This window comes from Streptomyces sp. Wb2n-11 (assembly GCF_001049855.1).
Taxonomy (GTDB): Bacteria; Actinomycetota; Actinomycetes; order Streptomycetales; family Streptomycetaceae; genus Streptomyces; species Streptomyces altiplanensis.
On the sequence record NZ_CVPB01000001.1, the window covers coordinates 5,935,337 to 5,959,496 of the forward strand.

Here is a 24,160-nt window from a genome sequence, read left to right on the forward strand (position 1 = left end):
CCCGCCCGACCGCACATCGGGTTCATCACTTCGATACGCGGTGTTGACGTGTGTTTCCACTGCGTTCCGTCCGGAGCCTCGTCCGCGTAAGACGCAGGCGCCTACGATCGGGCCTTCGCTTTCGGCGGGTACGGGACATCACAGGAGGAGCGTTCATGGCACAGGACGGACAGACGGACCCCGGGCGGCGCACGGTTCTCGGCATGGCCGGGCTCGGCGCGGCCGTACTCGGTGCGGGCGGCGTCACCCTCGGGCTGCCGGGTACGGCGGGAGCCGACAGCGGCAAGGGCCGCGGTGGCTACCGCGACCTGCCCGTACCGACCGTCGTCGCGCACCGCGGAGCCAGCGGTTACCGCCCCGAGCACACCATCGGCTCGTACCAGCTGGCCCTGGACATGGGCGCGCACGTCATCGAGCAGGACCTCGTCCCCACCAAGGACGGGCACCTCGTCTGCCGCCACGAGAACGACATCACGGGGACCACGGACGTCGCGGCACACCCCGAGTTCGCCGACCGCAAGGCGACCAAGTCCGTCGACGGTGTCTCCCTGACCGGCTGGTTCACCGAGGACTTCACGCTCGCCGAGCTCAGGACGCTGCGCGCCAAGGAGCGGATCCCCGGCACCCGGCGGCAGAACACGCTGTACGACGGCCGCTGGACTATCCCCACCCTCGAAGAGGTGCTGCGCTGGGCCGAACGGGAAGGGCGGGCCCGCGGCCGGCGGATCTGGCTCCACATCGAGACCAAGCACCCCACCTACTTCCGCGGTCTCGGCCTCGGCCTCGAAGAGCCGCTCGCCAGGCTGCTGCGCAAGTACGGCCGCCACAAGAAGGACGCGCCGAACTTCCTCCAGTCCTTCGAGCCCAGCAGCATGCGGCGCATGGCGGAACTCGTCGCCGCTCCGCGCGTCGTCCTGCTGGACGCCGCGTCCAGCAGGCCCTGGGACTTCGTCCGGGCGAACGACCCGCGCACCGTCGCCGACCTGATCGAACCCGAGGGCCTGGAGTGGATCGCCGGCTTCGCCCAGGGGATCGGCCCGACCCTGAACCTGATCATTCCCAGGGACGCGGCGGGCAGGCTGGGCAAGCCGACGACGCTGGTACGGGACGCGCACGCGCAGGGCCTGATCCTCCACCCGTACACGATGCGCAACGAGAACACCTTCCTGCCCGCGGACTTCAGGCGCGGTAGCGACCCGGCGGCGTACGGAGACGCCTTCGGGGCCCTCAAGGTGTACTTCGAGCAGGGCATCGACGGGATTTTCTCCGACAACCCGGACACGGCACTGCTGGCGGCCGCCGACTTCACGCGCCGCTGACACGCGGTGGGGCGGCGGATGCCCACGGACGGGTGACGGTCCCGCCGTGCGGCAACCGCCGGCCGCCGGCGGCACGTCCCGTCCGGCATGACCCCCACCACGCCCGCCGCCCCGTCCAGGGCCGCGTCGTCCCACCTCTTCAGCACGCTGCGCCCCCTGCTGGCCGCCGAGGCCGGCGCGGAGGCGGCCGGCGGGGGAGTCGATCCCGGCGACCTCGAACAGGCCGTGTGGCTACGGCTCCTCGAACTCCTGGACGGAGCGGGCCCGCCGCCCGACCCGGCGGAGTGGCTGCTGCGCGCCGTACGGGACGAGGCACGCCTGGCCCGCCGCGCGACGCGGCGCGAACTGCCGCACCCCGCCCCGCCCGCCGCGACCACGGACACCGCCTGCCCGGAACGCGCGGCGCTGACCGCGGAGCGGCGCCGCGTGCTGCGCGAGGCCGTCGGCAGACTGCCCGGCAGGTGTCCGCGGCTGCTGGACGCGATGCTGTCGCCGGCCGATCCCACCTACCAGGAAATCGCAGGGGAGTTGGGAATGTCACAAGGCAGTTTGGGGCCGATGCGTTCCCGTTGCCTGGGATGCCTGCGCAGAATGCTCGCGGCGGAGGTTGCGGCTCCTGGGCAAAGGGGAAGGGAGCGATAAGCAACCGGCGTATCAGGCGAGCGGGAGGCATGCACACATGGGCATGAGCGTGACCATCTCAGCGGCAACGGCGCAGGATGCCGAGCAGATCCTCAAGTTGCAGTACCTGTGCTACCAGAGCGAGGCCGAGCTCTACGGCGACTACACCATCGAGCCGCTCACCCAGACGCTCGACGACCTGCGGGCCGAACTCGACCGCAGCCACACCCTGGTGGCCCGGCTCGGCGACGAGGTGGTCGCGTCGGTGCGCGCAGCCGTCGACGAGGCGGGGACCGCCCGGATCGCCAAGCTCATCGTGCACCCCCGGATGCGGCGGCACGGGCTCGGCGGCCGGCTGCTCGACGCCATCGAGCAGTACTTCGCCGGGGAGCCCGCGGCCAAGCGCTTCCAGCTCTTCACCGGTCACCGCAGCGAGGGCAACCTGCGGCTGTACCGCAGCCACGGTTACGCCCCGGTCGCCACCGAGCAGATCGCCCCGGGCTTCTCCCTGGTCACCCTCCAGAAGGAGACGGCGGCCGAGGCGTACGTCGCGAGCGCGTAGGGGCGCCCACCGGGCGTGTCCCCGGTCGCCGGTCGGGCCGGATTCTTCGACCGGGGACCGGCGCCCGGGGCCGGAGCCCCACGGGGCGTCCGCTACCCGCGCCGCGCCTTCCGCAGCCACAGCAAGCCCGTGGCCGGCAGCAGCACCGGGATGAACAGGTACCCCCTGCCGAACGCCGACCAGACGGTGGCGTCCGGGAACGCGGACGGTTCGATCACCGTCCACGTCCCCACCACCAGCACACCCGCGAGTTCCGCCGCGCAGCACACCAGCGCCGCCCTGCGCGCCGTCTCCCCGCCCCGCACGAGCGTGTACGTGATGAACGCGTAGACCACGGCAGCCACGGCGGACAGCGTGTAGGCGAGCGGCGCCCGGTCGTACTCCGTGGCGATCTGGTAGGCCGAACGGGAAACGGCGCCGACCGACATGACGCCGTACAGCCACACCAGCAGCAGTCCGGGCCCCTTCACCAGCCGGGTGCGGGCGTGGCTCCGCTCCTCCTCGGCGACGGGCTCGCTCATCGTCACCCTCCCCAGATGTCGTGGAGCCGGACCTCGAGCACGGCCAGTACGACCGCGCCGGCCGCGACCGTCACCGAGCCCCAGCGGGTCCGCTCGGCCAGGGAGAGGAAGCCGGCCGCGGGCACCGCCGCGAGCGCCCCGACCAGATACGAAACGAAGATCACCGCGCCCTGGTCCGGCTTCTCGCCGCGTGCCAGCTGCACGATGCCGACCACCAGCTGGACGAGCGCGAGCAGGGACACCACGGCCATGCCGATGAAGTGCCAGTCCTTGGTGGGCTGATCGCGGTAAGCGGCGTAACCGCACCACGCGGCAAGTGCGAGCGCGGCCACGGAGACCGTGACCGTCAGGGCGTCGAGCATGACGACGAGCGTATTACGGCCCGGGCGGCGGGTGGGCGCAGGGGCGGGCGTACGGGTGGGCACACGGCCGGGCGTAGGGTCGGGCACCATGAAGATCGACGCCGAGGCCCTGCTGTTCGACAACGACGGAACGCTGCTCTCCTCCATGGAGTCGGTGATCCGCTGCTGGACCCGCTGGACGCAGGAGTACGGCATATCGGCGGAGGAGTTCGCGGCCGTGGAGCTGCACGGCCGCCCCGCGGCGGAGATCGCCGCGGATCTGCTGCCCGCCGACGCGGTGCCGGGCGCGGTGGCCCGTATCGAACAGCTCGAGGTCGAGGACGTGGCCGGAGGCGTCGTGATCCTTCCCGGCAGCGCGGAACTGCTCGCCTCACTGCCCGCCGCGCGCTGGGCCGTGGTCACCTCCGCCTCCCGCAGGCTCGCCGGGGCACGCCTCGCCGAGGTCGGCATCCACCCCGAGACGCTGATCGCCGCCGACGACATCACGCGCGGCAAGCCCGACCCCGAGCCCTTCCTGCTGGCGGCTCGCAGGCTCGGGGTCGACCCGGCGCGCTGCGTGGTCTTCGAAGACGCTCCGGCCGGGCTGCGGGCCGGCCGCGCGGCGGGGATGAGGACCGTGGCGTTGGCCACAACACACGACCGCTCGCAGCTGGTCGCGGACATCGTCGTGGAGAATCTCTCGGCGGTGTCCGTGCAGGCCACGGACGGCGGCGTGGAGATCGTCGCGGGGGACTGAGCGCACTCCGGCCACGAACCACCGCGAGACAGAGGTGTCCGCTATACGGACAGCGCTGATCGGTGCGTACGTGCGTCTGGTTTACTCATCGCATGACCACGACGAGCAGCCGCACCCTTGCGACCGAGGCGACGATGACGCCCGGTGCTCGTTGTATGTGTCGAATGTGCGCCTTCTGAGGGCCCCTGCCTGAGCCTCGCGCCCCGAAGCGAGACCCGACAGCCCGCCCCGTGTCCGCCCGAGTGCGTCCGTACTCGAAGGACCGGGCCCGCCCCGCGCACGCGTTGCCTCCCGGTACCCACCGACCCAGCCGTGCCACGTCCACAAGACGAATGCCCCGTGCCCGGCGGACACTGCGCCGCGCACTCGACAGTGACGGAAACCCTGTGATCACCACTACGGGCCTCACCAAGGTCTATCCATCGCGTGGCCGCGAAGTCACCGCCCTGGACGGCGTCGACCTGCACGTCCGCGAGGGCGAGGTGTACGGAGTCATCGGCCAGAGCGGCGCCGGCAAGTCCTCCCTCATCCGCTGCGTCAACCTGCTGGAGCGCCCCACCGCCGGCACGGTGACCGTCGACGGCCAGGACCTCACCGCGCTCGCCGGCCGGGGCCGCCGCGCCGGCAAGGAACTGCGCGAGGCGCGCAGCCGCATCGGCATGGTCTTCCAGCACTTCAACCTGCTGTCCTCGCGCACCGTGAAGGACAACATCGAGCTGCCGCTGGAAATCCTCGGCGTGTCCGGACAGGAGCGCTCCCGCAAGGCGCTGGAACTGCTCGACCTGGTCGGTCTCGCCGACAAGGCGAAGGCCTACCCCGCCCAGCTCTCCGGCGGCCAGAAGCAGCGCGTCGGCATCGCCCGCGCCCTGGCCGGCGACCCGAAGGTGCTGCTCTCCGACGAGGCCACCTCGGCACTCGACCCCGAGACCACCCGCTCGATCCTCCAGCTGCTGCGCGACCTCAACCAGCAGCTCGGCCTGACCGTCCTGCTCATCACGCACGAGATGGACGTCGTCAAGACGGTCTGCGACTCGGCCGCGCTGATGAGGAAGGGCCGGATCGTCGAGTCCGGCACGGTCGGCGAGCTCCTGGCGACGCCCGGCTCCGAGCTGGCGCACGAACTCTTCCCGGTGGGCGGCCAGGCGTCGGGCCCCGGCCGCACGGTCGTCGACGTCACCTTCCACGGCGAGGCCGCTACGCAGCCGGTGATCTCCCAGCTCTCCCGTACGTACAACATCGACATCTCGATCCTGGGCGCCGCGATGGACACCGTCGGCGGCAAGCAGATCGGCCGGATGCGCATCGAGCTGCCCGGCCGGTACGAGGAGAACGTCGTCCCCGTCGGCTTCCTGCGCGAGCAGGGGCTCCAGGTGGAAGTCGTCGACGAGGAGTCCGCGAACGTACCGGCGCAGACCGCCGCCCCCGCTCTGGTGAAGGAAGGTGCCAAGTGAACTGGTCGGAGATGCAGCCGCTGCTGACGCAGGGAACCATCGACACCCTCTACATGGTGCTGTGGTCCACCGTCGTCTCGGTCGCCGGCGGCCTGCCGCTCGGCATCCTGCTCGTCCTCACGGACAAGGGCGGACTGCTCCAGAACGTGGCCGTCAACAAGGTCGTCGGCGTGATCGTGAACATCGGCCGCTCGCTGCCGTTCATCATCCTGCTGATCGCCCTGATCCCCTTCACGACACTGGTCGTCGGCACCTTCATCGGCCCCAGCGCGATGATCGTGCCGCTCGCCATCGGCGCCATCCCGTTCTTCGCCCGGCTCGTCGAGACCGCGATCCGCGAGGTCGACCACGGCCTGGTCGAGGCGGTCCAGGCGATGGGCGGCGGCGTACCGACCGTCGTCTTCAAGGTCCTGCTGCCGCAGGCCCTGCCGTCCCTGATCTCCGGCGTCACCACGACCGTGATCGTGCTCGTCGGCTACTCGGCGATGGCGGGCGCGGTCGGCGGCGAGGGCCTCGGCTCCAAGGCCGTCACGTACGGGTACCAGCGCTTCGAGACCGAGTTCATGCTCGTCACCGTGGTCATCCTGATCGCGATCGTGACCGTGGTGCAGCTCATCGGCGACGGCGCGATCCGGCTGCTGGCGCGGCGCGGACGTACCGCCTCCTAGGACTTCCCGAACCTCCTTCCCCAGCAAGCCCGCACTCCTTGTCCGGGCGACCACCCGCACCACCAGAAAGAGGCACTTTTCGTGCGTAAGAACATCAAGATCACCGCGGCTGCCGCCGCCTCCGCCGCCATAGCCCTCGGCCTCACCGCCTGCGGCACCGCCTCCGACCCGGGCGCCAAGACCGAGTCCGGCGGCAAGGCCGACGCGTCCGAGGCGCTCGTCGTCGCCGCGTCCCCGACACCGCACGCCGACATCCTGGGCTACGTCAAGGACAACCTGGCGGCGAAGGCCGGCCTGAAGCTCGAGGTCAAGGAGTTCACGGACTACGTCCTGCCGAACACCGCCACCCAGAGCGGCGAGGTCGACGCCAACTTCTTCCAGCACAAGCCGTACCTCGACGACTTCAACAAGAAGAAGGGCACCACCATCGTGCCCGTCGCCGATGTCCACCTGGAGCCCCTGGCCCTCTACTCCAAGACGGCCAAGGGCATCAAGGACATCGAGTCCGGCCAGACGGTCGCGGTGCCCAACGACACGACCAACGAGGGCCGCGCGCTCAAGCTGCTCGCGGACAACGGCCTCATCACGCTGAAGGACGGCGCGGGCCAGGACGCCAAGCTGTCCGACATCAAGGACAAGAAGGGCCTGGAGTTCAAGGAGCTGGAGGCGGCCACGCTGCCGCGCGCCCTGGACGACGTCGACGCCGCGGTCATCAACGGCAACTACGCCATCGAGGCGGACCTCAAGCCCGCCGAGGACTCGCTGGCGATCGAGAAGGCCGAAGGCAACCCGTACGCCAACTTCCTCGCGGTCAAGAAGGGCAACGAGAAGGACACGCGGGTGCAGAAGCTCGCCGAGCTCCTCAACTCCGACGAGGTCAAGAAGTTCATCGAGGACAAGTACGCCGGCTCGATCGTGCCGGCCTTCGGTGCCGCCAAGTCCTGACGCCCGTACGGTCCTTGTGCGCGAAGGCCCCGCCCACCCCGCCGGGTGCGCGGGGCCTTCGCGCTCCCGGGCCGCCACCACCCGGCCATGCGCACGGCGGCCATGATGCTGCATGCTGTGCCTTTACGGCCTACCCGACGGTCCACGGCATGGAGCTGCGCATGACTACCACCTTCCCGGACATCTCCATCAGCACGGACCGGTTGGTGCTGCGCCCCTTCGACGAGTCGGACGTCCCGGCGCTCACCGAGATGATGAACGACGAGATGGTCGTCGCCTGGACCTCCGCGCCGCACCCCTACACCACGACCGACGCCGAGCGCTGGGTCCGCAGGATCGCTCCCGCGGAGCGCACCCAGGGCCGCGGGATCGCCCTCGCCGTCACCGAGTTCCTCACCCAGCGGCTCGTCGGGACCGTCCACCTCCGGCGCACCGACTGGCGCACCCGCGCCACCGAGGTCGCCTACGTGACGGCCCCCTGGGCACGCGGCGAGGGGTACGCCACCGAGGCGGTGCTCGCCGTCGCCCAGTGGATCTTCCGCGACCACCGGTTCGAGCGCCTGGAACTGCGCACCGCCGCCGACAACACCGCGTCCCAGCACGTCGCGCAGAAGATCGGCTGCATCAGCGAGGGCGTTCTGCGCAACGCCTGGATAGCACGCACCCGGACCGAGAACGGCGCGGACGGCGGCTGGACCGACATCCGCACCGACCTGATCGTCTGGAGCCTGCTCCCCGAGGACCTCGAAGGCGTCGCCGACCGGATGGCCGGCGCCGGCGGCTACGGGTCGTACAACGACTGGAACTGACCCTCCGCTCCCCGCCCCCGCACATCCGTGGTCCGTACCAGGTACTCTCACCCTGCCCGCGCCGCCGCCTCGGGCCGCCGCACACCACCGCCGCAACCCACGACAACTCCAGGAGACTGACAAGGATGGCCGACCGGGTCACGGTGATCGGCTGGGACGGTTCGCCCCTCACCGCAGCGGCCAGGTCCGCCCTGGCGGCCGCGACCCTCGTCGCGGGCGCCGCGCACCATCTGTCGCTCCCCGAAGTGCCACCGGGTGCCGAGCGCATCCGCCTCGGCAGCGTCGACCTCGCCGCCCGCCGCATCGCGGGGCACCGGGGCAGCGCCGTCGTCCTCGCCGACGGAGACCCCGGCTTCTTCGGGGTCGTACGGACCCTGCGCGCGCCCCAGCACGGCCTGGAGGTCGAAGTGGTGCCCGCCGTCTCGTCGGTGGCCACCGCGTTCGCCCGCGCCGGGATGCCCTGGGACGACGCCCAGATCGTCGTCGCCCACCGCCGCACACTGCGCCGCGCCGTCAACGTCTGCCGCGCGCACACCAAGGTCGCCGTGCTCACCTCACCAGGTGCCGGCCCCGCCGAACTCGCCCTGCTCCTCGAAGGGGTCCACCGCACCTTCGTCATCTGCGAGGAACTGGGCACGGCGCGCGAGCAGGTCACCGTCCTCACCTCCGACAAGGCCGCCGACCACGTCTGGCGCGATCCCAATGTCGTCATCGTCGTCGGAGGCAGCGCCGGACCCGCTTCCCCCGCCGCCCCTTCGAGCGGCTGGATCAGCGGCCGCGACCCCGGCTACCCGCCCGCCCTGCGCGGCTGGGCGCTGCCCGCGCGGGAGTACGGCGACGAGCCGGGCACCGGGGAGGGCGGGTTCGCCGGCCTGCGGGCCGCGCAGCTGGCCCGCCTCGGACCGCGTACCGGCGACCTGGTCTGGGACATCGGCTCGGGCAGCGGGGCGCTCGCGGTGGAGGCGGCCAGGTTCGGCGCCGCGGTCATCGCCGTCGACAGCGACCCGGACGCGTGCGGCCGCACCACGGCCGCTGCCCGGCGTTTCGGCGTCCAGCTCCATGTGGTGCACGGGCGGGCGCCGCACGTTCTGGAGAACCTGCCCGAGCCGGATGTCGTACGCATCGGGGGAGGCGGAGTGCCCGTCGTCTCGGCGTGCGCCGACCGCAGGCCCGAGCGCATCGTGACGCACGCGTCCACGCGTGACGAGGCGGAGGCGATCGGCCGGGCGCTCGCCGAGGGCGGCTACGCGGTCGAATGCGAACTGCTGCAGTCCGTCGAACTCGACACCGGCGCCTGGACGGAACGCGACCGCTCGGTGGTTTTCCTGCTCTCCGCGACCCCCCTGGATCGCGCCCCGTGATGATGCCGCTGCACGGCGCGGGGTAGGCTGGCCGATCGTTGTACCGCAGCCGGGCGTTCGGCACTTCGTTCGCCAATGTCCGGAAACTGGGCCCTTTTTGAAGCTCTTTGTGGTACGACGCAACCGGGGGCCGCGCAACGTGGCGCAGCCCACAGCGGACCGTGGCGGGACTTCCCGCCCCGGCGGCGAACGGCCGCGAGAATGCATGGTGTCCGCGGGGCTTTCGTGCCGCGCGACAGGGACGCTCGTTCTTGTTTGAGCGGGTGCCGGACGTGCCGCGAGCAGGCGTCACCGGCGAAGGGCCGAAGGAGCACAAGCGATGGATGGGCGAGGGGTACGCATGACTGACACCGGCCGGGTCCCGGGTGAGGGACTGCCGGAGGACGCAGGCATGGTGGCGCAGCCGGGCATCCCCGCTCCGGACGCGTACACCTTCCTCGAACCCTCCGAAGGCGCAGCCGAGGACGACGACCTGCTGCTGATGCCGGGCGCGCAGGGCGCGTGGAGCGACCATCAGACCGCGCCGGCGCCGCAGGTGCAGCAGGCACCGCAGATACACCAGATGCAACAGCAGTCGCAGGCACAGCAGCAGCACATGCTCCAGACGTCCGAGATGCCGCAGGCGCAGCTGCCGGAGCAGGCGCCCGGGATACCGCACGCGATGCAGACGCAGCACGTGCCCCAGGCGCCCGGGACCGCCGAGCCGCAGGCCGGGATCCAGGCACAGCCGCAGCCGCAGCCGCAGGTGTCTCAGGGAAGCGAGCCCGGCGCGCACGAAGCCGGCGGCCGGGACTCCGGTTCCATCGACCTCAGCGGCGTGCGTACTCCGCCGGCGCCCGTCTCCGCCCCGACACCTCCTCCGGCCCGTCGCCCGCTGCACCTCGGCCCGCCGATGCCCGATACGACCGGCGGCGTCGTGCGCTCGTTGGCCGACCGCGGGCCCGCGGTCGGCGCGGTGACGACACCGCAGAACCCTGCTCCCGCACGACACGCGGGACCGCCGACCACCGGCCCCGAGTACCTCGACATTCCGCGTGACGAGGCGGCTGCGCTGCCCGGTCCGCAGCTCGGCGTGATCCCGTCGCAGGCCGCTGCGCCCTGGCCTCAGCCTCAGGCGCCTCAGATGCCTCAGGAGACCCCAGCAGAAACGGTCGTCCCGGAAGCTATGGTTTCGCAACCACGGGATCAGGCTGCGCCCGAAGCCGCGGCCGAGGCCGTGCCGACACCGGTCGCAGAGGAGCCCGTGAGCGCCCCGGCGGACCCGGCGCCGGTCGCTGCCGCCGAGCCGGAGCCGGTTGTGCCCGAGCCGGTCGTCGCCGCCGAGCCGGAGCCGGTCGCGCCCGAGCCGGTCGTCGCCCCCGAACCTGCTGCTTCCGAGCCGGTCGCGCCCGAGCCCGTCGCTGTCGCTGAGCCGGAGCCGGTCGTCGCCCCCGAACCCGTCGCGCCCGAACCGGCCGCTGTCGCTGAGCCGGAGCCGGTTGTGCCCGAGCCGGTCGTCGCCCCTGAACCTGCTGCTTCCGAGCCGGTCGCGCCCGAGCCCGTCGCTGTCGCTGAGCCGGAGCCGGTCGTCGCCCCCGAGCCCGTCGCGCCCGAGCCGGTCGTCGCCCCTGAACCTGCTGCTTCCGAGCCGGTCGCGCCCGAGCCCGTCGCTGTCGCTGAGCCGGAGCCGGTCGTCGCCCCCGAGCCCGTCGCGCCCGAACCGGCCGCTGTCGCTGAGCCGGAGCCGGTTGTGCCCGAGCCGGTCGTCGCCCCTGAACCTGCTGCTTCCGAGCCGGTCGCGCCCGAGCCCGTCGCTCCCGAACCGCAGCAGTCCGAGCAGCCGCAACCGCAGCCGGTGTCTCAGGAACCGCAGCCCGCCGGTCAGTTCGTCCCGGTCGAGGGCTCGCTCCCGGCCGCCCCGTTGCCGGCCGAAGCGCCCGCCGTCGAGTCGCAGCCGCAGCCGCAGCCGCAGCCGCAGCCCGTCGCCGTCGTCCCCCTCGTGGCGCCCGAGCCCGAAGCGCCCGAAGCGGAGGCCGCACCCGCACCCGCACCCGCACTGATTCCGGAACCTGCCGAGGCCCCGGCTCCTGCCCCTGAGCCGGACCCCGTCGCGGTTCCGGCCCCGGAAGAGCCCCTGGCCGAGCAGCCGGTGGCCGAACCGGCGGCCCCCGTCACTGAGCCGGCGCCGACCCCGGTTCCGGCTGCGGATCCCGAGCCCGAGCCGGCCCAGGAACAGCTCGCCGAGCCCGGCACCGAGCCCGAGCCTGCGGCCACCGTCCCGACCTCCGCACCGCACGATGCCGGCCCGGCCGCCGAACTGCCGGTCCAGCCGGAGCCGGAACCGGAACCGGAGCCCGCAGCCGAAGCCACCGCGGCCCCCGAGCCCGAAGCGGCCCCGGAAACGACCCCCGAGCCCGAGCCCGAGGTTTCCGAAGCCGTCTCCGCCCCCGCTCCCGGCTACGACGACGCCGAGCGCGAAGCGGTCCTGCGCGTGATGCGCGAGCGTCGCGACATCCGCAACGGCTTCCGCAGCGACCCCATCCCGCACGAGGTCCTCCTGCGCGTCCTCGAAGCCGCGCACACCGCGCCGAGCGTCGGCCACTCCCAGCCCTGGGACTTCGTGGTCATCCGCTCCGCCGAGACCCGCCGGACGATGCACGAACTCGCCGTGCGCCAGCGCGACGCGTACGCCAAGTCGCTGCCCAAGGGCCGGGCCAAGCAGTTCAAGGAAATGAAGATCGAGGCCATCCTCGACACCCCGGTGAACATCGTCGTCACCGCCGACCCCACCCGCGGCGGCCGCCACACCCTGGGCCGCCACACGCAGCCGCAGATGGCGCCGTACTCCTCCGCGCTCGCGGTCGAGAACCTGTGGCTCGCGGCCCGCGCCGAGGGACTCGGCGTCGGCTGGGTCAGCTTCTTCGACGAGCGGGAGATGGTGCGGGCCCTCGGCCTGCCCGAGCACCTCGAGGTGGTCGCCTACCTCTGCGTCGGTTACGTCGACGAATTCCCCGAGGAGCCCGAGCTGATGCAGGCGGGCTGGTCCAAGCGCCGCCCGCTCTCGTGGGTCGTCCACGAGGAGACGTACGGCCGCCGCGCCCTGCCGGGCGAGGAGCCGCACGACCTGCTCCAGGAGACCGTCTCCAACATCCGTCCGCTGGACGCCAAGGCGCTCGGCGAGGCGTGGGAACGCCAGAAGCGCATGACCAAGCCCGCCGGCGCACTCGGCATGCTCGAAATCATCTCTGCCCAGCTCAGTGGCCTCTCCCGGATGTGCCCGCCGCCGATTCCGGAGCCCGCGGCCGTCGCGGTCTTCGCGGGCGACCACGGTGTGCACGCGCAGGGCGTCACCGCCTGGCCGCAGGAGGTGACCTCCCAGATGGTCGCGAACTTCCTCGGCGGCGGCGCGGTCTGCAACGCGTTCGCGAACCAGGTCGGCGCGGAGGTCTGCGTCGTGGACGTCGGTGTCGCGGGTGAACTCCCCGCGACCCCGGGCCTGTTGCCCCGCAAGGTGCGGGCGGGTACGGCCGACTTCACCACGGGCCCCGCCCTGACCCACGAAGAGGTGCTCGCCGCGATCGAGGTGGGCATCGAAACGGCACGCGACCTGGTGGCGGCGGGCAACAAGGCCCTGCTCACGGGTGAGATGGGCATCGCCAACACCACGGTCTCGGCCGCTCTCGTCGCCGTCTACACGGGCCTGGACCCGGCCGAGATCACCGGCCGGGGCACGGGCATCAACGACGAGATGCACGCCCGCAAGGTCGATGTCGTACGCCGCGCCCTGGAACTCCACCAGCCGGACCCGGCGGACCCGATCGGCGTCCTGGCGGCGGTCGGCGGTCTGGAGCACGCGGCGCTGGTCGGCTTCCTGTTGGGCGGTGCGTCCCTGCGCACCCCCGTCATCCTGGACGGGGTGAGCGCGGGAGCGGCGGCGCTGGTCGCCCGCGCGATCGCTCCCGAGGCCCTCGCGGCCTGTATCGCGGGCCACCGCAGCGCGGAGCCGGGCCACGTGGCTGCCCTGAACAAGCTGGGTCTGCGCCCCCTGGTCGATCTGGACCTCCGTCTCGGCGAAGGCACGGGGGCCCTGCTGGCACTCCCGGTGGTCCAGAGCGCGGCGAGGGCGATGCACGAGGTGGCCACGTTCGACTCGGCCGGAGTGACCGAGAAGTAACCCGTCACGCGTCCACGCCCCCGGCGGATCCGGGCCGGGGGCGTGTGCCGTGCCCCTCGCGCTCTCCTGCGCGGGGGGCACGCCCACGTGCCGAGGCGCCTCGCACCGCGAGCCGCCGTTGGGCCCGCGCTCGCCGTCCGCGTCGCGCGGGCGAGGCCACGGCCACGCATGCCCCGCCTCTCACGGTGCCGGGAGGGGACGCGTCGGGGCGCTCCCCGCAGGGTGTCGAACGCAACACGCCCGAACCAACCGGCGTACCCGAACGTTCGGCACCCGAGGAGACGCCACGACGCGGCACCGACCCCGTGCGCGGGGTGGCTCCGCCCCCTGAGGCCCGCCGCTATCGCCCCGGCCACCGGTGACCCCGCCCCCGGCCCGTAAGGTATTCGCGGGGCCCCGATACCCGCCCCACCAGCCGCTTCACCGTCGCAGCGGCGCAGGCCCCACGCCGGGGCCGCCAAGCCGCAAAGCGGCGAGCCACTGAGCCGCGAAGCCACAGAGCGGCGAAGCCGCAAGCCGCACCCATCTCCCCGCCCCGAGGAGCCGCACGCCATGACCGCGCCGCACGCCGCCGCAGGCGACCCGCACCCCGCCTACCCCGTCGGACTCCGCCTCGCCGGGCGGCGCGTCGTCGTCATCGGCGGCGGCCAGGTCGCCCAGCGACGCCTCCCGGCGCTCATCGCGACCGGCGCCGACATCGTCCTCGTATCACCGTCCGCCACTCCCTCCGTAGAGGCGATGGCCGAAGCGGGCGAGATCCGCTGGGAGCGCCGTCCGTACGCCGAAGGCGACCTGGCAGAAGCCTGGTACGCCCTGATCGCGTCCACCGACACGGCCGCCAACGCCGCCGCCTCCGCCGAAGCCGAACGCACCCGCACCTGGTGCGTCCGCTCCGACGACGCCGAGGCCGCCACCGCCTGGACCCCCGCCACCGGCCGCTCCGAGGGAGTGACCGTGGCCGTCCTCACCAGCGGCGGCCCCGACCCCCGCCGCACCGCCGCCGTACGCGACGCCATCGTCGAGGGCCTGCGCGACGGCAGCCTCGTCGCCCCCCACCACCGGACCCGCACCCCCGGTGTGGCCCTGGTCGGCGGCGGCCCGGGCGACCCGGACCTGATCACGGTCCGCGGCCGCCGCCTCCTCGCCGAGGCGGACGTCGTCATCGCCGACCGCCTCGGCCCGCGCGACCTCCTCGACGAACTCCCGCCGCACGTCGAGGTGATCGACGCCGCGAAGATCCCGTACGGCCGCTTCATGGCCCAGGAGGCCATCAACAACGCGCTCATCGAGCACGCCAAGGCCGGAAAGGCGGTCGTACGCCTCAAGGGCGGCGACCCCTTCGTCTTCGGCCGCGGCATGGAGGAGGCCCAGGCGCTCGCCGAGGCCGGCATCCCGTGCACGGTGGTCCCCGGCATCTCCAGCTCCATCAGCGTCCCCGGTGCTGCGGGCATCCCCGTCACACACCGGGGCGTCGCCCACGAGTTCACGGTGATCAGCGGCCACGTCGCCCCCGAGGACCCGCGCTCTCTCGTCGACTGGAAGGCGGTCGCGGGCCTGCGCGGCACGCTCGTACTCCTCATGGCCGTCGAGCGGATCGGCGCGATCGCCGAAGCCCTGACGGCGTACGGCCGCTCGCCCGAGACGCCCGTGGCGATCATCCAGGAGGGCACGACGGCCGCCCAGCGCCGCGTCGACGCGACGCTCGCGACCGTCGCCGAGAAGGCCAGGGCCGAGGACGTGCGCCCGCCGGCCGTCATCGTCATCGGCGACGTGGTCACGGTAGGACAGACGCAGACGCAGACGCAGACGCAGACGCAGCCGAAGTAAGCGAAGCAAGCCGGAGCGGTCCGGCCCGCAAGCGCCCCGACAACCAGCCGTCGGCACCGCACCCACGAGCCGTCGGCACCGCACCCACGACAAGGCAGTAACCCTGTGGCCGATCTCATCACCATCGACGACCCCGAAGACCCGCGCCTGAGCGACTACACGGGCCTGACCGACGTCGAACTCCGCCGCAGGCGCGAGCCCGCCGAGGGCCTCTTCATCGCCGAGGGCGAGAAGGTCATCAGGCGCGCCCGCCAGGCCGGCTACGAGATGCGCTCGATGCTGCTCTCCGCCAAGTGGGTCGATGTCATGCGCGACGTCATCGACGAGGCCCCGGCTCCGGTGTACACCGTGAGCCCGGACCTCGCCGAACGCGTCACCGGCTACCACGTCCACCGCGGCGCGCTCGCCTCGATGCAGCGCAGGCCCCTCCCCGCCGCCGGTGACCTGCTCGCCCCGGCCCGCCGGGTCGTCGTCATGGAGGCGGTCAACGACCACACCAACATCGGCGCGATCTTCCGCAGCGCCGCCGCGCTCGGCATGGACGCGGTGCTGCTCTCCCCGGACTGCGCCGACCCGCTCTACCGCAGGTCGGTCAAGGTCTCCATGGGCGCGGTCTTCTCGGTGCCGTACGCCCGCCTCGAATCCTGGCCCAAGGATCTGGAGCAGGTACGGGAGGCGGGCTTCAGGCTCCTCGCCCTCACCCCCGACGAGAAGGCATCGGCGATCGACGACGTGGCCCCGCACCGACTCGACCGGGTGGCCCTGATGCTCGGCGCGGAGGGCGACGGCCTGTCCAGGAAGGCGCTCGCCGCCGCCGACGAGTGGGTTCGCATCCCGATGGCACACGGCGTCGACTCACTGAACGTGGGCGCCGCCGCAGCGGTCGCGTTCTACGCGGTGGCGACGGGCCGCCCGCAGTCCTGACCGGGTCCGGCCCCGGCGGCTCAGAACGCCTGCGGGCCCTCGGGGCCCGGCTGCTCCACACCGGGAGACACGCCGAGCCCCCTGGCCGGTCCCTGACATCCCTGGGCCGCCGCGATCCCCAGCGCCACCAGCAGCGTCACCACGACGAAGACGACGATGCGCTGCCGCAGCAGCCGGGGATTCGCCGGACGCCGCCCGGTCGATGTCGTCCTCGTCCCCGGCCTGGTGCCCTGACGCCCGTTCGTGCGTCGGTCCGTGCGCTCATCTGTCCGCCGGCCCGTACGCCCGTCCGTACGCCCGTCTGTCCGCCGGTCCGTGCGCCCGCCGGAACGCCCCGCATCGCGCGCCGCCGAGGAGCGTGATCCCGAGCGCGGCAACGAGGCGCGCGGAGCCTGCGCACGCGCCCCGGACGTACCCGCCGTCCGCCCCCGCTGGGTCTCCTCCTCAAGGTACCGCTCCGGGAGCCGCCCCGTGGGGCGGTCCTGATCGGCGCGGGGCGCCGGCGGCCTGGCCTCGCCGATGCCCTGGGCCTCCCGGGCGGCGATCTCCTTGAGCCGCATCGAGAGCTGCAGCGTGCTGGGCCGTTCCTCCGGGTCCTTGGCGAGGCAGGCCCGCACCAGCGGCGCGAGGGCGTCGGGCACGCCGTGCAGCTGCGGCTCCTCATGCACCACGCGGTACAGCATGACCTCCGAACTGCCCTGCCCGAAGGGGGAGTCGGCGGTCGCGGCGTACGCCAGGGTGGCGCCCAGCGCGAACACGTCCGTGGCCGGTGTGACCGCCGCGCCGCGCACCTGCTCGGGCGCGAGGAAACCGGGGGAGCCCACCGCCGTACCGACATGCGTGAGGGTGCTCGCGCCGGTCGCCCAGGCGATGCCGAAGTCGATGATCCGCGGTCCTTTGGGCGACAGCAGGATGTTCGACGGCTTGAGATCGCGGTGCACGACCCCGGCCTCGTGGACGGCGACGAGCCCCTCCGACAGCGCCGCACCGACCGCGGCCGCCTCGGCGGCCGTCAACGGGCCCTCGTCGACGACCTTGTCGTGCAGCGAGGGGCCCGGCACGTACTGGGTCGCGAACCACGGCCGGTCGGCTTCGAGATCGGCCGCCACCAGCCGCGCCGTACAGCCGCCGCGGATCCGCCGTGCGGCGGACACCTCGCGTGCGAAGCGCGACCTGAACTCCTGGTCCTCGGCCAGGTCCGGCCGGATCACCTTCAGCGCGACCCGCTGGCCGCGCCGGTCGGAGCCCAGGTAGACGACGCCCATGCCGCCCGCCCCGAGCCGCCGGTGAATCCTGAACGAGCCGACGACACGCGGGTCCTCCCGCCGGAGCCGCATCATCGCCATGTCCGTCCCCTACCTCCGGTGAGGCCTCCCCCACCCCGCTGCTGACCGGTCCGTTCGACGTCGGACAGCTTACGTACCTGCGGCCCGGTGTGCTCATAGGCCGCGCCCTCGCGAATCGATCGATTGTCAGTGCCGAGTGGGAAACTTGAGGAGTGGCCAGGGGGCGGCCGATCCGCCACCCCCGGCCCGTGCGAGATCTCAAAGGTCCGTCGCTGAAGGGGGATTGGATCAATGAAGGGCGATCGCGTGGAGATAGTCGTCGACGCGGGAGACACGACGCGTACGTACGAAGTGGTGGCCAGCCGGGCAGGCCGGCGGGTGGAAACAGCGGTGCGCAGGGGAGTGGTGGAAGTGAGTGAAGTCACCCGCAACGGCTCCGTGGTGCGCACCGCGCGCTTCATGGCGACCAGGGTGCTGGCCCTGGTCGAACAGCCGGTCCCCAGGGAGGACACCTCCGAACACCAGGAGCGTCCCCTCCGGGAAGACCCCAGGACGTAGGGCCGCTTCTCCACCCTGGGGAGTACGCCGCGGGACGGTTGCTCATCCTCCGGGAGGCCCGGCAATCGGTACGCGGGCATGACGCCCCGGCCCCGAAGCGCCCCTAACGTTGAAGTCAAGCGGCGGGTGGAGCACCCGTCCCCCGAGGTCAGACACCCGCCGCTACCCATTACGACAGGAGAGGAACCATGGCGGACACGGCAACGCGGACGGTGATCCGCACGCAGGGACGCAGGGCATTCGCCTCGTTCGGCGGCCGTTCGTCGGGCACGCGCCACCCCCTGGTGGCGACGGCCATGGTCCTTCCCCTCGCGGCGCTGCTCGTCGTCCTCTTCGGAGGCTGGGAAGCAGTGGTCACACAGGCGTCGTCCGTGGGTGTGATGCTCGGGCGCTGAGCGGCGCCCACGGCCCGGTAGAGCGGACCGGGCCAGAGCATCCGGCCATCTCATAACCCCGTGGGGACGGGGGTGCGGCGGGCGACTGCGTTTGCCCGGACAGCTGGGGAGCTGTCCGGGCAACGCCTTTTTCCCCACCGGGACCAGCGACCCGGGGCGTTTTCCGGGCGCGGCCCGGGAAAGAGCGGGGTGGGGAAGAGCCGCCCCGCCGACCGCCCCGGCGCGGCACGTAGGCTCCCCGCGGTACCGACAGCACCGCACAGCACCCGGGGGAGACCGTGACCGCATCCGTCGCGCAAGCGCTGAGCGCCGTCGCGCACGCCGCCGCGCCCCAGTCCCGGCCCCAGTCCCGGCCCGCGCCCCGGATCACGCCCCGGCCCGTCCGGGGCGAAACGGCCGGCTCCTGCCCCTGCGCGCACCCCGACGTCCTCGCGGACCGCCCGGACGGCACGGTCGTACGCCACGGCGACGTCGTCGCCAAGTCCCACGCCCCCGACACCGATGCCGCCGCCCTCGCCGCACGCGTCGCCGCCGCCGCGGACCCACTCCTCGCCGGCGTCCTCCTGCCGCCCCTGCCCGTACCGGCGGCGGAAAGCACCTTCACCACCACGCTGCACGGCCGGCCCCTGAGCCTGTGGCCGTACGGAGCCCCCGTCGACCCCGAGGCGCCCGAAGCCGCCCCCTGGGAGGACGCCGCGACCCTCCTCGCCCGGCTGCACGCGGTCGCACCCGGCGCACTCCAGCTCCCCACGCCGCTCCCGCCCATGCGCGGCCCCGCGAAAGCCGCCCGCGCCGTCGCGCGCATGCGGGCCGCGGGCCCCCACCCCGCCGCGGCCCCCGTGCTCCGCGCCTGGGCCGGGCTGCCGACCTGGGCCCGCGACGAAGCTCCGCCGCCGCACGACCGCGCGGCCTTCTGCCACGGCGACCTCCACCTCGGCCAGCTCGTCCGCCACCCCGCACCCGGTGGCCCCTGGCTGCTGATCGACGTGGACGACATGGGCACCGGCGACCCCGCCTGGGACCTGGCCCGCCCCGCCGCCTGGTACGCCGCGGGCCTGCTCGCGCCGGACGTCTGGGACCGCTTCCTCGGTTCGTACCGGGCCGCGGGCGGTACGGCCGTGCGTCCGGACGGCGACCCCTGGCCCCAACTCGACGTGCCCGCCCGCGCCCTGACGGTCCAGACCGCCGCCCTCGCCCTCGCCAAGTCCGCCGCCGAGAACCGGCCGCTGGACGAGGTGGAGGAAATGATGCTCGAGGCCTGCGCCCGAATTGCGGCTCTACCGCCCGAGTTGGCTTCCGTCACCGCGCCGTAGGGTGAACGGACCGTCGCCGGGCACACGTTCCGGCGATGCCGAACCGACGCCGAGGAGCTGAGTCGACCATGCAGTGCCCCAAGTGCCACGCACCCATGCACACGTACAACCGCAACGGTGTCCAGATCGAGCAGTGCAGCGGCTGCCGCGGGATATTCCTCGACTACGGCGAGCTGGAGTCGCTGACCCGCCTCGAGTCGCAGTGGACGCAGCAGGCGACGCCTCCGCCGCCGGCCCCGCAGGGCTACCCCGCCGCCCCCGCGCCCGCCTGGGGCGCTCCGCAGCACGGTCCCCACGGCGGCCACCACGGTCACCACCGCCAGAAGGGCTTCGGCCGGATGCTCTTCTCGTCCTGACCGGGGGCTTCTTGCTGGTGGTGCGCGATACTGGGATTGAACCAGTGACCTCTTCCGTGTCAGGGAAGCGCTCTCCCGCTGAGCTAATCGCGCGGGATGTTCTCTTGGCCCTGCGGTACTGCGAACTGCGTGCGCGATACTGGGATTGAACCAGTGACCTCTTCCGTGTCAGGGAAGCGCTCTCCCGCTGAGCTAATCGCGCGGGACGGACCATCCGGTCACGTACGACCGGGGATCCAGTGGACGATACTGGGATTGAACCAGTGACCTCTTCCGTGTCAGGGAAGCGCTCTCCCGCTGAGCTAATCGTCCTTGGAGGTGGAGACGGGATTTGAACCCGTGTAGACGGCTTTGCAGGCCGTTGCCTCGCCTCTCGGCCACTCCACCAGGAGTGCATACAGGGGGTCGGGAAGATCCCCCACACCGAGCGGACGACGAGATTCGAACTCGCGACCCTCACCTTGGCAAGGTGATGCTCTACCAACTGAGCCACGTCCGCTTGTCTTGCCGGGGCGTTTCCGTGTCCCGGCGACGTGTTGAACTCTAGCGGATTCCGGGGCCAGTACAAAAACGCGTTTGTGCAGCGTGCTGCGCTGCCTCCGCTCCGGCGCAGGTCATCGCGGTCCGCTCTAGACTCGGGGCCGTGCACGACCTTCCCCCTCTGGCCCGCTTCGGCGGCCTTGTCGCCTCTGACCTGCGCGACGTGACCAACGATCCCACCGCGCTCGACTCCACCGGTTTCTGGGCCGTCACCGCGGACTTCGAGGGCCGTCTCGTCTGCGCCCGCTTCGGCGACGTACGCGCGGAGCCGGTCCCGGCTCCCGTGCCCGGCGCCTGGCGCGGGCCCGCGGCCGGTGACTGGACGTCATCGGTGGACCGCGCCGCGTACACGGCGGGCGTGCGCCGGATCCGTGAGCACATCGCGGCGGGCGAGGTCTACCAGACCAACCTCTGCCGCGTCCTGACCGCGCCGCTGCCCGGCCCGGCCGGTGCCGACGTCGACGCGCTCACCGCCCTGCTGGCCCGAGGCAACCCGGCGCCGTACGCAGGAACGATTCGCCTGCCCGCGCACGGCGTCGAGATAGCCACCGCGTCCCCCGAGCTCTACCTGCGGCGGGACGGGCGGACCGTCGAGTCCGGGCCGATCAAGGGCACCGGGCGGACGGCGGACGATCTCCTGGAGAAGGACCATGCCGAGAACGTGATGATCGTGGACCTGGTCCGCAACGACCTGGGGCGGGTCGCCGTCGCCGGCTCCGTGACCGTCCCGGAGCTGTGCGTGGTCGAACCGCATCCCGGCCTCGTCCACCTGGTCTCCACCGTCCGCGCCGAGCTCGCGCCCGGCGCCGGCTGGGCCGAGCTGCTCGCCGCGACGTTCCCACCGGGCTCGGTGACGGGTGCCCCCAAGTCCAGCGCCCTCACGATCATCGAGGCGCTGGAGACCGCGCCGCGCGGTCCGTACTGCGGAGGCATCGGCTGGGTCGACGCCGACCGCTCCACCGGTGAGCTGGCCGTCGGCATACGCACCTTCTGGATCGACCGCACCGCCCCCGGCGGCCCGGTCCTCGGATTCGGTACGGGCGCGGGCATCACCTGGGGCTCCGACCCCGAGCGCGAGTGGGAGGAGACCGAACTGAAGGCCTCCCGGCTGCTCGCGGTAGCGTCGGGCACGTACCAGGAGACGGGAAGGACCGCTTCATGAAGCTTTGGGTCGACGGCGGGCTGCGGGACGCGGCCACCGCCAGGGTGTCCGTACTGGACCACGGCCTGACCGTGGGCGACGGGATCTTCGAGACGGTGAAGGCGACCGGGGGGCGGACCTTCGCCCTCACCCGGCACTTGGAGCGGCTGGCCCGTTCCGCCTGTGGCCTGGGGCTGCCCGAGCCCGACCTCGACGAGGTGCGCCGCGCCTGCGCCGCCGTCCTGGAAGCCAACCCCATGGAGCTCGGCCGGCTGCGGATCACCTACACCGGCGGCCTCTCGCCGCTGGGCTCCGAGCGCGGGGACACCGGCCCCACCCTGGTCGTCGCCCTCGGGGAGGCCGGCCGCCGCCCCGACAGCACCGCCGTGATCACCGTCCCCTGGACGCGTAACGAGCGCGGCGCCCTCACCGGGCTCAAGACCACGTCGTACGCCGAGAACGTCGTCGCGCTCGCCCGCGCCCGGGAGGAGGGCGCGTCCGAGGCGCTGTTCGCGAACACCGTCGGGCAGCTCTGCGAGGGCACGGGCTCCAACGTCTTCGTCGTCCTCGACGGGCAGCTGTTCACCCCGCCCGTCTCCTCCGGCTGCCTCGCCGGAATCACGCGCGCCCTGGCCGCCGAATGGACGGGCGCCCGGGAGGCCGACCTGCCGCTGGACGTACTGGAGCGGGCCGACGAGGTCTTCCTGACCTCCACACTGCGCGACGTACAGGCGGTGCACCGGATCGACGGGCGCCAACTGCCGGGCGCGCCGGGCCCCGTGACCGCCAAGGCCATGCGCCTCTTCGACGAGCGGGCCGCCTCGGACCTGGACCCGTAAAGCACCGGCAATTCGGATGACGGGTGGCCGTCCGGCGGGTACAACTCCCCTGATGACCACAACCCTGCGGCCGACCGCGCCGCTTCAGCAAGGCGCCGACGGCGCCAGGTCGCGTACCTACGCGGTGTGCGTGAACAGCCGGTTTGTCGGTACGGTCGAACTCTCCACGGACCCCCGCTCGGGGACCGGCGTCGGCCGTATCGCCGGACTGCGCGTCGACGAGGCCGACCGGCGCCGGGGGAGGGCGACGGTCGCCGCGCTCGCGGCCGAGGAGGTGCTGCGCGGCTGGGGGTGCGGCCGTGTGGAGATCTCCGTCCCGGCCGGGGCGGAGCCCGCGCGGCGCATGGCGGCCGCCCTCGGCTACACCGAACGCAACCGCATCATGGGCAAACCCCTGCCCGCGCAGGCCCCCGTGCTGCCCGGGGGCGTCGCGGGCAGGCCGATGAGCGGAAGCGAGTTCGAGAGCTGGCTGGCCCACACCAAGACCGGCTACACGCGGTCCCTGAGCCTGCGAGGCTTCTCCGAGGAAGCCGCGCGGGCCAAGACGGAAGCCGATCACGCGGCCGCTCTCGCCGGCGGAATCGCCACCCCGGACACGTACCTGGGCGTCCTGACCCTCGACGGCGTGGCGGTGGGCACGCTCTGGCTGGCGCTGCGCCATCCCCACCCCGGCCAGAGCGGTGCGTACGTCTTCGACGTCGAGGTGGCGGAGGAGCACCGGGGGCGGGGGCTCGGCCGTGCGCTGCTGCTGCTCGCCGAGCGCGAGGCGCTGGCGGCAGGGGCCGGGCGCATCGGGCTCAACGTCTTCACGGACAACACCCCGGCCCTGCGGCTGTACGAATCACTCGGCTACGAGCCGGTGACGTACCACCTCTACAAGCAGCTGCTCTGAGGCCCGGGCCGCGGCTGCGCGGCGGTTTCCGGCGGGGGTTCAGGCGAGCAGCCGGTCGATGATCTCCTCGATGCGCTCGCGCAGCCCCTCCTGGCTCTTGCCGCCGTCCAGCCGCTCGCCGTCGATGACGTACGTCGGCGTGCCCGTGACGCCGATGGCCTTGCCCTCGGCCTGGTCGGCGTCGACGATCAGGAGGTGCCGGCCGTCGATCAGGGCGGTGTCGAACTCCTCCGCGTCCAGTCCCAGTTCGCCCGCGACCTCCAGCAGGAGCGGCTCGCCCTTCGCCGCCAGCTCCCCGGTGCGGGCGAGGACCGCCTCCACGTACGGCCAGCCCTTGCCCTGGTCGACAGCCTCCTCGGCGGCCTGCGCGGCGGCGTAGGCGTGCTTGTTCTTCTCGAGGGGGAAGTGGCGCAGGTGTACGTCGAGCCGGTCACGGTAGCGCTCGCACAGGGCGCGGACGTCGTCCAGCGCGGCGTGGCAGTCGGGGCACTGGAGGTCGCACCAGATGTCGAGGACGACGGGGCGCGCGGGAGAGGAGTCGGTCATGGGGCCAGTCTTCCAGCCCGCCGGACAGGTCCCCG

General features: G+C 72.7%; 23 protein-coding genes and 5 tRNA genes. 19 read left to right on the forward strand and 9 right to left on the reverse strand.

The genetic code is table 11. From position 1 onward, the window contains the following. The first annotated feature begins 155 nt into the window (after positions 1 to 155). The 3 genes from BN1555_RS27065 (at position 156) to BN1555_RS27075 (ending at position 2,502) form a co-directional block, all read left to right on the forward strand. Positions 156 to 1,319 carry a glycerophosphodiester phosphodiesterase gene (locus BN1555_RS27065; protein WP_093801798.1) on the forward strand — a complete coding sequence of 388 codons (1,164 nt, stop codon included), beginning with the start codon at positions 156 to 158 and terminating at the stop codon, positions 1,317 to 1,319. An 87-nt stretch (positions 1,320 to 1,406) separates the two neighbouring features. Continuing rightward, on the forward strand, positions 1,407 to 1,961 hold the full coding sequence (locus BN1555_RS27070) for a sigma-70 family RNA polymerase sigma factor (protein WP_093801799.1): 555 nt from the start codon (positions 1,407 to 1,409) through the stop codon (positions 1,959 to 1,961). Positions 1,962 to 1,998: 37 nt separating this feature from the next. Further along, positions 1,999 to 2,502: a GNAT family N-acetyltransferase gene (locus tag BN1555_RS27075; protein WP_093801800.1), complete on the forward strand. Its 504-nt coding sequence runs from the start codon at positions 1,999 to 2,001 to the stop codon at positions 2,500 to 2,502. Between the two features lie 92 nt (positions 2,503 to 2,594). Here BN1555_RS27075 and BN1555_RS27080 read toward each other — a convergent pair whose 3' ends face one another. Both BN1555_RS27080 and BN1555_RS27085 read right to left on the reverse strand, forming a co-directional pair. Continuing rightward, positions 2,595 to 3,023: a hypothetical protein gene (locus tag BN1555_RS27080; RefSeq protein WP_093801801.1), complete on the reverse strand. Its 429-nt coding sequence runs from the start codon at positions 3,021 to 3,023 to the stop codon at positions 2,595 to 2,597. A gap of 2 nt (positions 3,024 to 3,025) precedes the next feature. Next, the gene (locus BN1555_RS27085; protein ID WP_093801802.1) at positions 3,026 to 3,385 is read right to left on the reverse strand and encodes a hypothetical protein; all 360 of its coding nucleotides are present in this window, start codon (positions 3,383 to 3,385) and stop codon (positions 3,026 to 3,028) included. An 88-nt stretch (positions 3,386 to 3,473) separates the two neighbouring features. Here BN1555_RS27085 and BN1555_RS27090 point away from each other — a divergent pair, with 88 nt between their 5' ends. The 9 genes from BN1555_RS27090 to BN1555_RS27130 all read left to right on the forward strand — a co-directional run bounded on the left by BN1555_RS27090 (position 3,474) and on the right by BN1555_RS27130 (position 16,259). After that, complete coding sequence (locus BN1555_RS27090) at positions 3,474 to 4,121, forward strand: HAD family hydrolase (RefSeq protein ID WP_093801803.1); 648 nt, start codon at positions 3,474 to 3,476, stop codon at positions 4,119 to 4,121. Between the two features lie 386 nt (positions 4,122 to 4,507). Continuing rightward, positions 4,508 to 5,572, forward strand: a complete 1,065-nt coding sequence (locus BN1555_RS27095) for a methionine ABC transporter ATP-binding protein (protein WP_093801804.1) — start codon at positions 4,508 to 4,510, stop codon at positions 5,570 to 5,572. Next, on the forward strand, positions 5,569 to 6,240 hold the full coding sequence (locus tag BN1555_RS27100; RefSeq protein WP_093801805.1) for a methionine ABC transporter permease: 672 nt from the start codon (positions 5,569 to 5,571) through the stop codon (positions 6,238 to 6,240). The genes BN1555_RS27095 and BN1555_RS27100 overlap by 4 nt, the downstream gene beginning before the upstream one ends. An 81-nt stretch (positions 6,241 to 6,321) precedes the next feature. Beyond that, on the forward strand, positions 6,322 to 7,185 hold the full coding sequence (locus tag BN1555_RS27105; protein ID WP_093801806.1) for a MetQ/NlpA family ABC transporter substrate-binding protein: 864 nt from the start codon (positions 6,322 to 6,324) through the stop codon (positions 7,183 to 7,185). 161 nt (positions 7,186 to 7,346) lie between these two features. Next, complete coding sequence (locus BN1555_RS27110; RefSeq protein WP_255306196.1) at positions 7,347 to 7,994, forward strand: GNAT family N-acetyltransferase; 648 nt, start codon at positions 7,347 to 7,349, stop codon at positions 7,992 to 7,994. Between the two features lie 125 nt (positions 7,995 to 8,119). Beyond that, complete coding sequence (gene cbiE, locus BN1555_RS27115) at positions 8,120 to 9,355, forward strand: precorrin-6y C5,15-methyltransferase (decarboxylating) subunit CbiE (protein WP_093801808.1); 1,236 nt, start codon at positions 8,120 to 8,122, stop codon at positions 9,353 to 9,355. Between the two features lie 340 nt (positions 9,356 to 9,695). Beyond that, complete coding sequence (gene cobT / locus BN1555_RS27120; protein WP_093801809.1) at positions 9,696 to 13,508, forward strand: nicotinate-nucleotide--dimethylbenzimidazole phosphoribosyltransferase; 3,813 nt, start codon at positions 9,696 to 9,698, stop codon at positions 13,506 to 13,508. Positions 13,509 to 14,060: 552 nt separating this feature from the next. After that, a complete protein-coding gene (gene cobA, locus BN1555_RS27125) occupies positions 14,061 to 15,335 on the forward strand; it encodes a uroporphyrinogen-III C-methyltransferase (protein WP_093801810.1) in 1,275 nt (424 codons plus the stop codon). A gap of 105 nt (positions 15,336 to 15,440) precedes the next feature. Then, on the forward strand, positions 15,441 to 16,259 hold the full coding sequence (locus tag BN1555_RS27130) for a TrmH family RNA methyltransferase (RefSeq protein WP_093801811.1): 819 nt from the start codon (positions 15,441 to 15,443) through the stop codon (positions 16,257 to 16,259). 20 nt (positions 16,260 to 16,279) lie between these two features. Here BN1555_RS27130 and BN1555_RS27135 read toward each other — a convergent pair whose 3' ends face one another. Then, positions 16,280 to 17,605 carry a serine/threonine protein kinase gene (locus BN1555_RS27135; protein ID WP_093801812.1) on the reverse strand — a complete coding sequence of 442 codons (1,326 nt, stop codon included), beginning with the start codon at positions 17,603 to 17,605 and terminating at the stop codon, positions 16,280 to 16,282. Between the two features lie 231 nt (positions 17,606 to 17,836). Between BN1555_RS27135 and BN1555_RS27140 the strand changes: the two genes are divergently transcribed. From BN1555_RS27140 to BN1555_RS27155, 4 genes are all read left to right on the forward strand, one after another. Then, positions 17,837 to 18,103: a hypothetical protein gene (locus BN1555_RS27140; protein WP_093801813.1), complete on the forward strand. Its 267-nt coding sequence runs from the start codon at positions 17,837 to 17,839 to the stop codon at positions 18,101 to 18,103. 188 nt (positions 18,104 to 18,291) lie between these two features. Continuing rightward, positions 18,292 to 18,498, forward strand: coding sequence for a hypothetical protein (locus BN1555_RS27145; RefSeq protein ID WP_093801814.1), 207 nt, complete (start codon positions 18,292 to 18,294; stop codon positions 18,496 to 18,498). Positions 18,499 to 18,863: 365 nt separating this feature from the next. Further along, on the forward strand, positions 18,864 to 19,811 hold the full coding sequence (locus BN1555_RS27150) for a phosphotransferase family protein (protein ID WP_093803680.1): 948 nt from the start codon (positions 18,864 to 18,866) through the stop codon (positions 19,809 to 19,811). A gap of 68 nt (positions 19,812 to 19,879) precedes the next feature. Continuing rightward, positions 19,880 to 20,167, forward strand: a complete 288-nt coding sequence (locus tag BN1555_RS27155) for a TFIIB-type zinc ribbon-containing protein (protein WP_093801815.1) — start codon at positions 19,880 to 19,882, stop codon at positions 20,165 to 20,167. Positions 20,168 to 20,185: 18 nt separating this feature from the next. On the opposite strand, the gene BN1555_RS27160 is transcribed toward BN1555_RS27155, so the two are convergent. The 5 genes from BN1555_RS27160 to BN1555_RS27180 all read right to left on the reverse strand — a co-directional run bounded on the left by BN1555_RS27160 (position 20,186) and on the right by BN1555_RS27180 (position 20,666). Next, positions 20,186 to 20,260 (reverse strand) — tRNA-Val (locus BN1555_RS27160). Between the two features lie 37 nt (positions 20,261 to 20,297). Continuing rightward, a tRNA-Val gene (locus tag BN1555_RS27165) sits at positions 20,298 to 20,369 on the reverse strand. Positions 20,370 to 20,407: 38 nt separating this feature from the next. Then, positions 20,408 to 20,479: transfer RNA gene (locus tag BN1555_RS27170), tRNA-Val, on the reverse strand. Position 20,480: 1 nt separating this feature from the next. After that, positions 20,481 to 20,554 (reverse strand) — tRNA-Cys (locus tag BN1555_RS27175). A gap of 39 nt (positions 20,555 to 20,593) precedes the next feature. Continuing rightward, positions 20,594 to 20,666 (reverse strand) — tRNA-Gly (locus tag BN1555_RS27180). Positions 20,667 to 20,810: 144 nt separating this feature from the next. Between BN1555_RS27180 and BN1555_RS27185 the strand changes: the two genes are divergently transcribed. The 3 genes from BN1555_RS27185 to BN1555_RS27195 are packed head-to-tail and all read left to right on the forward strand — an operon-like array spanning position 20,811 to position 23,579. Further along, positions 20,811 to 21,869, forward strand: coding sequence for a chorismate-binding protein (locus BN1555_RS27185; protein ID WP_093801816.1), 1,059 nt, complete (start codon positions 20,811 to 20,813; stop codon positions 21,867 to 21,869). After that, positions 21,866 to 22,687 carry an aminotransferase class IV gene (locus tag BN1555_RS27190; protein ID WP_093801817.1) on the forward strand — a complete coding sequence of 274 codons (822 nt, stop codon included), beginning with the start codon at positions 21,866 to 21,868 and terminating at the stop codon, positions 22,685 to 22,687. Before BN1555_RS27185 ends, BN1555_RS27190 begins: the two co-directional genes overlap by 4 nt. A gap of 52 nt (positions 22,688 to 22,739) precedes the next feature. Beyond that, positions 22,740 to 23,579, forward strand: coding sequence for a GNAT family N-acetyltransferase (locus tag BN1555_RS27195; protein WP_093801818.1), 840 nt, complete (start codon positions 22,740 to 22,742; stop codon positions 23,577 to 23,579). 39 nt (positions 23,580 to 23,618) lie between these two features. On the opposite strand, the gene BN1555_RS27200 is transcribed toward BN1555_RS27195, so the two are convergent. Further along, positions 23,619 to 24,125 (reverse strand): DsbA family protein, encoded by a 507-nt coding sequence (locus tag BN1555_RS27200; RefSeq protein WP_093801819.1) that lies wholly within the window; start codon positions 24,123 to 24,125, stop codon positions 23,619 to 23,621. Positions 24,126 to 24,160: the final 35 nt, after the last annotated feature.

Coding starts and splice junctions, on each gene's coding strand:
- BN1555_RS27080 (WP_093801801.1), bottom strand. CDS start 3,023: ATGAGCGAGCCCGTCGCCGAGGAGGAGCGGAGCCACGCCCGCACCCGG.
- cobT (WP_093801809.1), top strand. CDS start 9,696: ATGACTGACACCGGCCGGGTCCCGGGTGAGGGACTGCCGGAGGACGCA.
- BN1555_RS27075 (WP_093801800.1), top strand. CDS start 1,999: ATGGGCATGAGCGTGACCATCTCAGCGGCAACGGCGCAGGATGCCGAG.
- cbiE (WP_093801808.1), top strand. CDS start 8,120: ATGGCCGACCGGGTCACGGTGATCGGCTGGGACGGTTCGCCCCTCACC.
- BN1555_RS27085 (WP_093801802.1), bottom strand. CDS start 3,385: ATGCTCGACGCCCTGACGGTCACGGTCTCCGTGGCCGCGCTCGCACTT.
- BN1555_RS27155 (WP_093801815.1), top strand. CDS start 19,880: ATGCAGTGCCCCAAGTGCCACGCACCCATGCACACGTACAACCGCAAC.
- BN1555_RS27195 (WP_093801818.1), top strand. CDS start 22,740: ATGACCACAACCCTGCGGCCGACCGCGCCGCTTCAGCAAGGCGCCGAC.
- BN1555_RS27135 (WP_093801812.1), bottom strand. CDS start 17,605: ATGGCGATGATGCGGCTCCGGCGGGAGGACCCGCGTGTCGTCGGCTCG.
- BN1555_RS27070 (WP_093801799.1), top strand. CDS start 1,407: ATGACCCCCACCACGCCCGCCGCCCCGTCCAGGGCCGCGTCGTCCCAC.
- BN1555_RS27145 (WP_093801814.1), top strand. CDS start 18,292: ATGGCGGACACGGCAACGCGGACGGTGATCCGCACGCAGGGACGCAGG.
- BN1555_RS27090 (WP_093801803.1), top strand. CDS start 3,474: ATGAAGATCGACGCCGAGGCCCTGCTGTTCGACAACGACGGAACGCTG.
- BN1555_RS27200 (WP_093801819.1), bottom strand. CDS start 24,125: ATGACCGACTCCTCTCCCGCGCGCCCCGTCGTCCTCGACATCTGGTGC.
- cobA (WP_093801810.1), top strand. CDS start 14,061: ATGACCGCGCCGCACGCCGCCGCAGGCGACCCGCACCCCGCCTACCCC.
- BN1555_RS27190 (WP_093801817.1), top strand. CDS start 21,866: ATGAAGCTTTGGGTCGACGGCGGGCTGCGGGACGCGGCCACCGCCAGG.
- BN1555_RS27110 (WP_255306196.1), top strand. CDS start 7,347: ATGACTACCACCTTCCCGGACATCTCCATCAGCACGGACCGGTTGGTG.
- BN1555_RS27140 (WP_093801813.1), top strand. CDS start 17,837: ATGAAGGGCGATCGCGTGGAGATAGTCGTCGACGCGGGAGACACGACG.
- BN1555_RS27065 (WP_093801798.1), top strand. CDS start 156: ATGGCACAGGACGGACAGACGGACCCCGGGCGGCGCACGGTTCTCGGC.